The 11,460-nt window shown below is 66.9% G+C and carries 12 protein-coding genes and 2 tRNA genes; 13 read left to right on the forward strand and 1 reads right to left on the reverse strand.

Translation table 11 applies throughout. The annotated features are described in order from the left end of the window. Window positions 1–17: 17 nt before the first annotated feature. From FGX59_RS31070 to FGX59_RS31080, 3 genes are all read left to right on the forward strand, one after another. Window positions 18–875, forward strand: a complete 858-nt coding sequence (locus FGX59_RS31070; RefSeq protein WP_370296408.1) for a lysophospholipid acyltransferase family protein — start codon at window positions 18–20, stop codon at window positions 873–875. Between the two features lie 103 nt (window positions 876–978). Next, window positions 979–2,910: a hypothetical protein gene (locus FGX59_RS31075; RefSeq protein ID WP_138471700.1), complete on the forward strand. Its 1,932-nt coding sequence runs from the start codon at window positions 979–981 to the stop codon at window positions 2,908–2,910. A gap of 137 nt (window positions 2,911–3,047) precedes the next feature. Beyond that, window positions 3,048–4,010 carry a YihY/virulence factor BrkB family protein gene (locus FGX59_RS31080; protein ID WP_138471702.1) on the forward strand — a complete coding sequence of 321 codons (963 nt, stop codon included), beginning with the start codon at window positions 3,048–3,050 and terminating at the stop codon, window positions 4,008–4,010. Here FGX59_RS31080 and FGX59_RS31085 read toward each other — a convergent pair whose 3' ends face one another. Then, entirely contained in the window at window positions 4,011–4,994 is a 984-nt protein-coding gene (locus tag FGX59_RS31085) for a complex I NDUFA9 subunit family protein (RefSeq protein WP_138471703.1), read from the reverse strand. 222 nt (window positions 4,995–5,216) lie between these two features. Between FGX59_RS31085 and FGX59_RS31090 the strand changes: the two genes are divergently transcribed. From FGX59_RS31090 to FGX59_RS31135, 10 genes are all read left to right on the forward strand, one after another. Continuing rightward, a tRNA-Leu gene (locus tag FGX59_RS31090) sits at window positions 5,217–5,303 on the forward strand. A 204-nt stretch (window positions 5,304–5,507) separates the two neighbouring features. Next, window positions 5,508–5,594, forward strand: a tRNA-Leu gene (locus FGX59_RS31095). A 177-nt stretch (window positions 5,595–5,771) separates the two neighbouring features. Continuing rightward, window positions 5,772–6,092: a PEGA domain-containing protein gene (locus FGX59_RS31100; protein WP_171060911.1), complete on the forward strand. Its 321-nt coding sequence runs from the start codon at window positions 5,772–5,774 to the stop codon at window positions 6,090–6,092. Between the two features lie 124 nt (window positions 6,093–6,216). Beyond that, window positions 6,217–6,831 (forward strand): ribonuclease D, encoded by a 615-nt coding sequence (locus FGX59_RS31105; protein WP_138471707.1) that lies wholly within the window; start codon window positions 6,217–6,219, stop codon window positions 6,829–6,831. 5 nt (window positions 6,832–6,836) lie between these two features. Further along, complete coding sequence (locus tag FGX59_RS31110) at window positions 6,837–7,805, forward strand: SIS domain-containing protein (protein ID WP_138471710.1); 969 nt, start codon at window positions 6,837–6,839, stop codon at window positions 7,803–7,805. A 2-nt stretch (window positions 7,806–7,807) separates the two neighbouring features. Further along, complete coding sequence (locus tag FGX59_RS31115; protein WP_138471712.1) at window positions 7,808–8,428, forward strand: hypothetical protein; 621 nt, start codon at window positions 7,808–7,810, stop codon at window positions 8,426–8,428. Beyond that, the gene (locus FGX59_RS31120; RefSeq protein ID WP_138471714.1) at window positions 8,425–8,931 is read left to right on the forward strand and encodes an LptA/OstA family protein; all 507 of its coding nucleotides are present in this window, start codon (window positions 8,425–8,427) and stop codon (window positions 8,929–8,931) included. The genes FGX59_RS31115 and FGX59_RS31120 overlap by 4 nt, the downstream gene beginning before the upstream one ends. Further along, window positions 8,928–9,692, forward strand: a complete 765-nt coding sequence (gene lptB, locus FGX59_RS31125; protein ID WP_138471716.1) for an LPS export ABC transporter ATP-binding protein — start codon at window positions 8,928–8,930, stop codon at window positions 9,690–9,692. Before FGX59_RS31120 ends, lptB begins: the two co-directional genes overlap by 4 nt. Before the next feature lie 278 nt (window positions 9,693–9,970). Further along, window positions 9,971–10,549 carry a ribosome hibernation-promoting factor, HPF/YfiA family gene (hpf, locus tag FGX59_RS31130; RefSeq protein WP_138471718.1) on the forward strand — a complete coding sequence of 193 codons (579 nt, stop codon included), beginning with the start codon at window positions 9,971–9,973 and terminating at the stop codon, window positions 10,547–10,549. Between the two features lie 30 nt (window positions 10,550–10,579). Next, on the forward strand, window positions 10,580–11,044 hold the full coding sequence (locus tag FGX59_RS31135; protein ID WP_138471720.1) for a PTS sugar transporter subunit IIA: 465 nt from the start codon (window positions 10,580–10,582) through the stop codon (window positions 11,042–11,044). Window positions 11,045–11,460: the final 416 nt, after the last annotated feature.

Consider the following 11,460-nt stretch of genomic DNA (forward strand, 5'->3'; position numbering starts at 1 on the left):
GGATGGATGGACAGGAAGTGGTTGAGAGTTATCAGGACGCCACGGTCGAGGGCCCCGAGTATGTGCCGTATGACAAGCGAAAGCTGTCATATGCGACCACTTTCGACAGCCCCCTGAAGGCCAATTCCATCCGCAGCCTGGAATGGATGACGGGCAAGATCACCCTGCTGCGGCTGATTCGCGAGTTCGAGCGCTCGGGCGTGCCCGAGGGCCAGGCCTTCTGGCGGCGCGCGCTCGACATCATGGGCATCGCCCTGCACACGCCGCGCGAGCAGATCGAGCGCATCCCCCGCACCGGCCCGCTGATCGTCGTCGCCAACCACCCCCACGGGCTGGTCGACGGGATGATCCTGGGCGAGCTGATCGGCCGGGTGCGCCAGGACTACAGGATCCTGACCCGCTCGCTGCTGACCGGGGTGGACGAGATCAAGCGCTTCATGCTGCCGGTCCCGTTCCCGCATGAATCCGACGCGCTGCAGCAGAACCTGGAGATGCGCCGCAAGGCGATGGAGCATCTCGGCCAGGGCGGCGCCATCGTGCTCTTCCCCTCGGGCGTGGTCGCCTCGTCGCAGACCTGGTTCGGCCCGGCGCTGGAAGCCGCCTGGAATCCCTTCACCGCGAAGATGATCCAGCGCAGCGGCGCCACCGTGCTGCCGATCCGCTTCCCCGGGCAGAACAGCCGCTGGTACCAGATTGCCAACCAGATCTCGCCGACTCTGCGCCAGGGGCTGCTGATCCACGAGGTCGTCGCCGCGCTGAACAAGCCGCAGGCGCCGATTGTCGGCGATCCGATCGCCCCCGAGGAAAGCCGCGGATGGGCCAGCGATCCCAGGGGGTTCGTCGCCTGGCTGCGCGAGAGGACCCTGGCGCTCTAGCCCGGCGGCTTAACGGTTCCTGAACCGCGCGCCCGTCCGGGTCAGGCTTTGCACAGCACGGCCCCCTAGCTTCTCCGGCCATGCAGGAACCGGTGGAGCCGACATGACCCAGCCTATCACGTCTTCCGAATTCGAGGCCGAGCTCGGCCCAGCCCCAGGCCCGAAGCAGAACCTCGCGGCGCTCGAGACCGGGCCGATGCTGGCCAGCGACATACCGTCGGTGAATATCAACGAGCAGGTGCCAGCGGTCGAACTGGTCGGCCATGACGCCGCCAGCATGGCCTCGCCCTATCTCTATGTCCCGGCGCTGAACCAGCCGGCGCATCCGCTGCGCAAGCGCAGCAAGAACGGCAAGTGGTTCGAGCTGGCCCAGACGGTCGACCTGCGCCATTTCGGCAAGGTGGTCGACAACCGCGGCGCGGATATCGGCCCGGCGCTGCGCAATTTCATGGACTTCGCGCGCGAGAAGGGCGGCGGCGCGATCGTCATCCCGCCCGGCATCTTCTCGCTGGAAAGCCCGTTCGACGAGTCGGTCGACCTGCCCAACGACAATATCGGCATCGGCATCTACGGCATGGGCACCGAGGTCAGCCGCCTCGTGGTCGACGGGGCGAGCGTGTCGCACGGGCTGCTCTTCTCCTCCACCAATCGCGCGCCCTATTTCCATTTCGAGCGCTTCGCCATCCTTGCCGACGGACGGGTGGACGGCCGCCCGCTGGCGGCGACGCTGCCGCTGAACGGCGGCGCGCGGCGCAACTGCTCGCATGTCATCCGCGACCTGCTGGTGCAGGGCTACGACACGCATGTCACCTCGGGCTATCCCTATGACGACCATTTCACCAAGGGGCTCGACTTCACCGGTGCCTGGCGGATGGTCTGCGAGAACTGCCACATCTCCGGCCCGATCGTGCCGAACGTCAAGCAGCTGAACGACTGGACCGACAGTTCGGTCATCTGGCGGATGGAGGACGGGCTGGTGATCGACGGCGCCTATGCGCCGATCATCCGCGACATCCAGTTCTACTTCGTCGCCCGCCCGGTGATCTGCCGCGGCCATCCCGACGGCGCGCAGGATCCGGGCGTCATCGAGGCCGAGCGCGCGCTGTTCCACAATGTCCGCTGCCCGACCTGCAAGATCGGCATCGAGTGGTTCCGCACCGGCGCCGAGCCCGAGCTGGTCATCAGCGACTGCTTCTTCGACTTCCGCGACCACGGGGTGAAGATCAAGGGCTCGCGGCTGGGCCAGATCCACCGCAACGCCTTCTTCCAGAAGACCAACACCAACACGGCCTGGAGCGCGCCGGCGGATATCTACCTGGACCACTGCATCGACTTCAACATCGACCACAACATGCATCACGAGCAGGGCGACACCCGCCGCGTCGGCGTGCGCATGGTCGATACCGGCACCACCGCGGGCCATGTCACCGACCGGATCGAGATCCGCAAGAACCGGGTCACCGCCGTCTCGGTGATGCAGACCTACTTCAAGAAGGGCGCGGGCACCGGGCAGGCGGTCTACGAGCCGGGCGCCTTCCAGGGTTCGGTCGCGGTCGAGGTCGATGACGACGAGGCGGACGAGAAGGCCTCGCTGACCCTGCGCGAGCCCTACGGCCTGTCGCTTTCGCTCGATGCGCCCGGGCAGAGCCTGGCGGATGACAGCTGGGAAACCCTGGCCTGGACGACGAAGCTTTCGGCGCATGACCGGGTGGACGATGCCTGGGACGCGGCCGCGCCGGGGCAGATCGTGGTGCCGCCCAACCATGCGATCACCCGGGTGCGGCTGCGGGCGACGGCGGAATTCGCCCAGGGCGAGGCCGGGCTGCGGCGGCTGCAGGTGGTGCTGAACGGGGTGCCGCGGTCCGACCTGGACATCGCGGTCCCGGCGCTGGCCGGGCAGCCTGCGGTGCTCTCGGGGTCGACCGACTGGGTCGAGGTCGGCGGCGGCGACATCCTCGAGCTGCGCGTCCTGCAATCCAGCGGCGCGGCCCTCGGCACCGGCGCCTCGACCACCCTGACCGCCTCCTTCCGCTGATCCCGCTGCAGCCGCGGCAGGCGGCAACCGTTGCCAGAATACAGGCGTCCGGAGATTTCCGGGCGCCTTTTCAATTGCCTCGGTTCAGAGAGACCTACGTTGCATGCTATCACGACTCAGTGACTAGGAGGTCCCCCGTGCTGAACGCGATCAAGATTGCCTGGCGCTTCATCGCCAATATGCAGGCCCGCATCGACGAGGCGAACCTGCCGCTGGTGGCAGCCGGGGGCGCGTTCTTCGCGATGCTCTCGGTCTTTCCGGCGATTGCCGCGGTGGTGGCGCTGATGGGCTTCATCGCCGATCCAAAGGTGGTCGAGGAGCAGATGCTGCTGCTCCAGGATTTCATTCCGCCGGACGCCTTCTCGATCCTCAATAGCCAGGTCCACCGGATGATCCTGACCTCGAACAGCACGCTGGGCTGGGCGACCACGATCAGCACGCTGGCGGCGCTCTGGTCGGCGCGCAAGGGCACGGACGCGCTGATCCGCGGGCTGAACGCAGTGCATCACGGACCGGCCCGGGCCGGCTGGCACGCGATGGCGCTGTCCTTCGCCATGACCCTGGCGCTGAGCGTGGTGGCCGTGGTCGCGATCCTGGCGCTGGTCGTGGTGCCGATCATCTCGACCATCCTCAACCTGCCCTTCTTCGCCGAGAACCTGCCGCCGACGCTCCTGTCCTGGGTCAATGGCGTGCTCCTGCAGATCGCGCGCTGGGGCATCTCGCTGGGGCTGGTCTTCACCGGGGTCTGGCTGCTCTACCGCTTCGCGCCGAACGTGAAGGACCGGATGAAGGGGTACTTCACCCCGGGCTCGGTGCTGTCGATCCTGGTCTGGGGCGCTGCCACCTTCGGCTTCAGCTACTACCTGGCCAATTTCGCCAATTACAGCCAGGTCTACGGCTCGATCGGGGCGGTCGTGGCGCTGCTGATGTTCCTCTACATCACGATCTATGTCGTGCTGCTCGGCGCGGCGCTGAATGCGGAACTGGTCCGCTACCACCGGATCCGGCAGGAGAAGGCCGAAGCCGAGGCCTATATCGAGTCGGAACCCGAGGACGAGGAAGAGGTGGAGGCGCGCGAAGCGCCCGCCGCCGGGGCCTGATCAGGCCTTCATCTTGCCCGCGCCGTCCTTCAGGACGGCGTATTGCCCGTCGGTGCGGAAGCGCCAGAGATATTCCGGCAGGATCGCCCCCATCGCCGCCGGCTCGATGCCCAGATCGGCAAAGCCGCGCGCGCCTTCGGAGACCACGTTGTCCCGGCCCAGCGACTTCAGCTGGTCGCGGGTCAGCATGTGGTTGACCAGGAGCCCGCCGGTCGCCTTCTGCGCCATGTCGAAGCTCCAGGCCATCGCCTGTGCCGCGAAGCCCGGCATCGAGACCACCGCGCGGCGCTTGCGGATCACGCCCAGCATCTCCTGCATCAGCCCGGCGAAGGTCTTCACCTCCGGGCCGCCGAGCTCGTAGATGCCGCCCGGCGCCTTGCCGAGCAGGTAGCGTTCCGCGGCGGCGGCGACGTCGTCGACATAGACCGGCTGGAATTTCGTCTTGCCCGCCGCGATCGGCAGGACCGGACCGAATTTCGCCATCCCGGCGAACCGGTTGAAGAAGCTGTCGCCGGGGCCGAAGATCACCGAGGGGCGCAGGATCATCGCATCGGGCAGCGCGGCCAGAACCGCCGCCTCGCCCGCGGCCTTGGAGCGGGCATAGGCGCTCTCGCTCTCGGGGTCGGCGCCGATCGCCGAGATCTGCACCATGCGCGAGATCCCCAGCTCTGCCGCGATCCGCGCGACCCGGCCCGCGCCTTCGGCCTGCACCGCCTCGAAGCCGTTCTTGCCGCTTTCGACCAGCACGCCGACGCAGTTCACCACCGCGTCCGCGCCGGTCAGCACCTCGCGCACCGAGATGTCGTCGCGGATGTTGCAGAAGACCGGCTCCACCTGGCCGACGACGCCGTAGGGCTTCACATGCATCGCGAGATTCGGCTTGCGCACCGCCACCCGCACGCGCCAGCCGTCCTTGGCCATGCGCCGGGCGATATGCCGTCCGACGAAACCCGATCCGCCGAAGATCGTCACTAGTTTAGCCATGGCTCGCCTCCCAGCTCGGTACAGTCCGGAAATAGCCCTGTCACGCAGGTCCGACAAGGTGCAACTGGTCGCGCTGGTACCCCGTGCAGGATGGAGGCGCCGTTAACGCGGCCGGGCCGTCCGCCGGTGGCTGCGAAAAAATCGAGGCAGACGTTGCGGAAGGCGCCAAATCCGTGTTGACACTCCCCGCCGGCCTGCGTAGAAGCCCGCCTCACGACATCGGCCCAGATGGCGGAATTGGTAGACGCGCTAGCTTCAGGTGCTAGTGTCCGTAAGGACGTGGAGGTTCGAGTCCTCTTCTGGGCACCATTTCCCACCGGGGAAATGGACGCGCTGGTCCGGTGTCGTACCCCCCCTGAAAATCAAGCCGCTTCCGCAGGATGGCCGCTTTGCGTGCGCCGCGATCCGCCGGGTTCCGCCCGCCGGAGATCACCGCGAAGCAGGCGAAGAATGTCTGCCGGACCCCATTGACACCCCCCGGCATTGGCCATAGAAGCCCGCCTCACGACATCGGCCCAGATGGCGGAATTGGTAGACGCGCTAGCTTCAGGTGCTAGTGTCCGTAAGGACGTGGAGGTTCGAGTCCTCTTCTGGGCACCATCCCCCCCTGCATATCCTGGATCTTGCACAGCCGTTGCCTTCGGCAGCATAACCGCTTGCAGGGCCGCGGCCGCGCCGCCCGCTGACCAGGCCCGCTGACCAGGATGGACCATGCCCAGGACCTATGCCCTTGCCGCTGCCCTTGCCGCCGCTGCCGTCCTTCCCGGATGCGCGACGATGACCCGGGGACTGAGCGACGTGATGGTGATCGAGACCGAGCCGGCCGGCGCGCAGGTCACCACCTCCAAGGGGCATACCTGCAGCACGCCCTGCGTCTTCAGCGTCAGCCGCAAATCGGAATTCGACGTCGACATCACGCTCGAGGGCTATCGCGACGTCCGGGTCCATGTCTCGCCGCGGATCACTTCGAAGGCGACGGCCGCGCTGGCCGGGAACCTCTATACCGGGCTGGTGGTCGGCGCCGGGATCGATGCCGGGACCGGCGCGATCCTCGACCTCTATCCCAACCCGCTGCGGGTCACGATGCGCGAGAAGTGATGCCTGCGGGCCGTGCAGGCGGGAATCCCCCGGATTGCCGGCATCACTGGAACATGGCGCGCGAAGCGGTCATAAGGATGGGACCCTCCCAGAGGCCATCGGAACGAGGACGAGGAACCGGGTTTTGGAACATCACGTGCATGTCGGGGATCTGCCCGACGGTCTGGATCTGGGCCCGGTCGTGGCCATCGACTGCGAGAGCATGGGGCTGATTCCCGGCCGCGACCGGCTCTGCGTGGTGCAGATGTCCGCAGGCGACGGCACGGCCCATCTGGTGCAGGTCGCGAAGGGCCAGACCGCGGCGCCGAACCTGGCGCGCATGCTGAAGGATCCCACGGTGCTGAAGCTGTTCCATTACGGCCGCTTCGACATCGCCATGATGTACCACACCTTCGGGGCGCTGGCCGCGCCGGTCTACTGCACCAAGATCGCCTCGCGGCTGGTGCGCACCTATACCGACCGCCACGGGCTGAAGAACCTGGTCTCCGAGCTGCTGGGCGAGGACATCTCAAAGCAGCAGCAGTCCAGCGACTGGGGCGCCGAGACGCTGACCGAGGCGCAGATCGCCTATGCCGCCTCGGACGTGCTGTTCCTGCACCGGCTGCGCGAGAAGCTCGACCAGCGGCTGGCGCGCGAAGGCCGCACCAAGCTGGCGCAGAAGTGCTTCGACTTCCTGCCCACCCGGGCCCTCCTCGATCTCGAGGGCTGGCCCGATACCGACATCTTTGCACATTCGTGAGCGACATGACCGATACAGAGATCCTCCTGTCCGCCGGACGCCGCGTCATCGAAACCGAGGCCGAGGCGCTCGGCACCCTGGCCGGCGCGCTCGATGCCAGCTTCGCCGAGGCCGTGGCGCTGATCCTCGGCGCCAAGGGGCGCGTGATCGTCTCGGGCATGGGCAAGTCGGGCCATATCGCCCGCAAGATCGCCGCGACCCTGGCCTCGACCGGCACGCCGGCGCATTTCGTGCATCCCGCCGAGGCGAGCCATGGCGACCTGGGCATGCTGGCCGCGGGCGACGTGGTGATGATGCTGTCGAATTCCGGCGAGACGCCGGAGCTGGCCGACATGATCGCCCATACCCGCCGCTTCGCCATCCCGCTGATCGGCGTGGCGAGCCGGGCCGACTCGACGCTCCTGCGCCAGGCCGACGTGGCGCTGGTCCTGCCCAAGGCCCCCGAGGCCTGCGGCACCGGCATCGTGCCCACCACCTCGACGACGATGACGCTCGCCCTCGGCGACGCGCTGGCCGTCGCACTGATGGAGCACCGCCAGTTCACGCCCGAGAACTTCCGCCAGTTCCACCCGGGCGGCAAGCTGGGCGCGCAGCTCTCCAAGGTCGGCGACCTGATGCATGGCGGCGAGGAGCTGCCGCTGGTCGGTCTGGAAACGGCGATGGGCGAGGCGCTGATCGTGATGAGCCAGAAGGGCTTCGGCGTGGTCGGCGTGACCTCCGACTCGGGGCTGCTCGTCGGCATCATCACCGATGGCGACCTGCGGCGGAACATGGTCAACCTGCTCGACAAGACCGCGGGCGACGTGATGACCGGCGACCCCAAGACCATCGCGCCCGACCAGCTGGCCGAGAAGGCGGTGGCGCTGATGGACCGGCTGAAGATCACCAGCCTCTTCGCCGTCGACCCCGACGGCCCGCGGATCGCGCGCGGCATCATCACCATCCATGACTGCCTGCGAGCCGGGGTGGTCTGACCGTGCCACGGTTCGATAACGCCTATTCGCGCGCTATCGCCGTCGTCAAAGTCGTCCTGCCGCTGGTGGCGCTCGGCATCCTGTCGACGCTGTTCCTGCTGTCGCGGAACGGCCAGCAGGGCGAGCCCCTGCCCTGGACCGATGCCGAGCTGGGCGAGATGGCCCGGGAGGAGCGGCTGGGCAATGCCGTCTATGCCGGGATCACCGAGGACGGGGCCGAGCTGCGGCTGACCGCCGGGCAGATCACCCCGGACCGCAGCCAGGACGGCGTCGCCCATGGCGAGGTCCTGGCCGCGCGGCTGGCCCGTCCGGACGGAATCACCCTCGATATCGCGGCCCCGGCCGGGCAGATCGACCAGAAGGCGCATCGCGCCGAGCTGACCGGCGGCGTCGAGATCCGCAGCGCCGACGGCTATGTCGCCACCATGCCCGGGGTGCAGATCCGCACCAATCTGAGCTACCTGCAGAGCCTCGGCCCGGTCGAGGCCGAAGGCCCCGCGGGCACGCTCAGCGCCGGCGGGCTGACCGTCACCGCCGAGCCCGGCGGGGCAAGCGGCACCGTGGCGCTGTTCACCGGCGGCGTTCACCTGATATATCGGCCACAAGCGACGGAGGCCGAATGAAATATCCCCTGTTCCTAGCCCTGATCCTGGCCCTGCCGGTTCCCGCCCTTGCCCAGGGCACGGGGGTGACGCTGGGCAGCGTGCCCGATGGCGGCAGCAACGAGCCGGTGGAGATCACCTCCGACCAGCTGGAGCTGAACCAGACCGAGGGAACGGCGCTCTTCACCGGCGACGTGCTGGTGGTGCAGGGGGAGATCCGCCTGGCCGCGCCGCGCATCCTGGTCGAATATGTGGTCCTGCCCGATGGCAGCCTCGGCAATGACGTCGAGCGGATCACCGCCACCGGCGGCGTGACCATGGTGACGCCGACCGAGGCCGCGGAATCCGACGAGGCGGTCTATTCGCCGCTGAACGAAGAGGTGGTGATGACCGGCGACGTGCTGCTGACCCAGGGGCCGAACACGCTGAACGGCCAGAGGCTGGTGATCAACCTGGCCACCGGCACCGGCCGCATGGACGGGCGCGTGCGCACCGTCATCACCCCGGGAAGCAGCCCCGAATGACCCGCGGCGACCTCAACACCCCGCCCCTGGAGAAGACCGGCGGCCTGCAGGTGCACGGCCTGCGCAAGAGCTACCGCAAGCGGCCGATCATCCGCGACGTCTCGCTGGAGCTGGAGCGCGGCGAAGTCGTGGCGCTGCTCGGCCCGAACGGCTCGGGCAAGACGACGACCTTCTACGCCATTGCCGGGCTGATCCATGCCGAGGGCGGCGAGGTCCGGCTTGACGGGCGCGACGTGACCACGCTGCCGATGTACCGCCGCGCCAAGCTCGGCATCGGCTACCTGCCGCAGGAGGTCTCGATCTTCCGCGGCCTCTCGGTCGAGGACAACATCCTCGCGATTCTGGAGATCTCCGAGCCCGACCCGCATACCCGCCGCGAGCGGCTGGAGGAGCTGCTGTCGGAATTCTCCGTCACCCATCTGCGCCGCTCGCGCGCGCTGGCGCTCTCGGGCGGCGAGCGGCGCCGGGTGGAGATCGCCCGCTGCCTGGCCGCCAAGCCCCGCTACGTGCTGATGGACGAGCCCTTCGCCGGCGTCGACCCGATCGCCGTGGGCGACATCCGCGCGCTGGTGGCGGATCTGAAGACCCGGGGAATCGGGGTGCTGATCACCGATCACAATGTCCACGAGACGCTGCAGATCGTCGACCGCGCCTATATCCTGCACGAAGGCACCGTCCTGATGAGCGGTTCCGCTGAAGAGGTGATCAGCAACGAAAACGTGCGCCGGGTCTATCTGGGCCAGGGATTCCGCATGTCCTGAGCACTTTATTGCAAGAGAAACACACAGTTTAATCGCATCTTAATGTTTCCGATTGCACTTGCTCTTCCCATGGATGCGTGGATAGAGTTGACATCCAAGAGTGAGGTGGAGCCAAATGGCTGCATGTTCGTCGATGCCGATGTCCTCCAATCGTCCCACGGCGCTGCCTACGTGGTCGCAGCGGAATACCGCTCCCCTAGGCGCTATCCATCCCCCGGTCCCAAAGCCAGAAACGTGACAGCAAGACCGGTCAACAGCCCCAAGTATAAGGAGGTGTTATGAGATACCAAATCAGCGGGAAGCAAATCGATGTCGGTGACGCCCTGCAGACTCATGTCCAGGACGCTCTCAACGAGGTCATGGGCAAGTATTCTCAGCGACCCACCGAAGCGATCGTGACCTTCTCTCGCGACGCCCATGAATACGTGTGCGAAGCGACGATGCATCTCTCCACCGGGCTGACCTCGCAGGCGAAGGCCCGCGGCACCGAGATCTACGGCGCATTCGAGGCCTGCCTTGAAAAGCTCGACAAGCAGCTGCGCCGGTACAAGCGGCGCCTGAAAGATCATCATGTGAAGCGCTCGGAGCCGGTTGAAGCTTTCGGTGCTTCGTCGTATGTGATCGCCGCCGAAGCAGATGGCGAGAATCTGGACGAACCCACTTCGCTCCAGCCTGTCATCATTGCTGAAATGGAAACGCGGATCCCGTCCATCTCGGTCGGGGAAGCGGTCATGCAGATGGAACTTGTCGGAGCGCCGATCCTGGTGTTCCGCAACGAGGGCACGAGCGGAGTGAACGTGGTGTATCGGCGTGACGATGGCAACATCGGCTGGATCGATCCCAGCAACACGGTGTGATTGTCGCGGAGACCGCGAGAAAGTGGATCTATGGAACTTGCATCCTTACTGACGCCCGCCGCGGTGAAATCCATCGGCGGGATGACCAGCAAGAAGCGTTTGCTGCAGGAACTCGCCGAAATTGCCGCCGACTGCTACGGCATCAATGCGGATGACGCTGTCGAAGCGCTTCAGGATCGCGAATCCATCGGTCCGACCGGTGTGGGAGAGGGCGTCGCCCTCCCCCATGCCCGCCTGGGCGAGCTGAGCAAGGTCTCGGGCGTGTTCCTGCGCCTGGAACGGCCGCTGCCCTTCGATTCGATCGACCGCCAGCCGGTCGACCTGGTCTTCGCGCTCTTCGCGCCGGACGACTGCGGCGTGGCCCATCTGAAGGCCCTGGCCGCGGTGTCGCGGGTGATGCGCAATGCCTCCACCTGCGCGAAGCTGCGCGCCAATGACGACCCCGACACGCTCTACACGATCCTGACCGACCTTCAGAACACCAAGGCCGCCTGACGCCGTCCCTCCGCCCTGCCCCTGGCACGACGGCCCTCGCCTCGCGCCCTCGCCCGCCGGAGTCTCCCCGCCCTGCACACCGCCCGCGCCGTCCAGCAACCGGGCACCGCCTGAACCCCGTCTCTCTTCCGGGGCTGCGCCGCATCTTCTATGCTCCGCGGCCTCGGGCCGCCGGACTCCGGAGTCTCGATGACGGGCTGGCGGCGCCATCGGCAGAGAGGATGGCGACCGGGACGCTGTCTCCGATGGCGCTGCGGGGATGATCTTCGTTGCCGTGCCCACGCCATCCTTCCAGCTTTTCAGCGGCATCTTCTTCGCTCATGCGATCATCCATGTTGATACCCCCTATTTTCACGCTGACTGATTCTCAGATCCAGTTCGCTGATGATGTGATTTCGAAGGTTCCGCACGCCGTC

This window comes from Poseidonocella sp. HB161398 (assembly GCF_005870025.1).
Lineage (GTDB): Bacteria > Pseudomonadota > Alphaproteobacteria > Rhodobacterales > Rhodobacteraceae > Mangrovicoccus.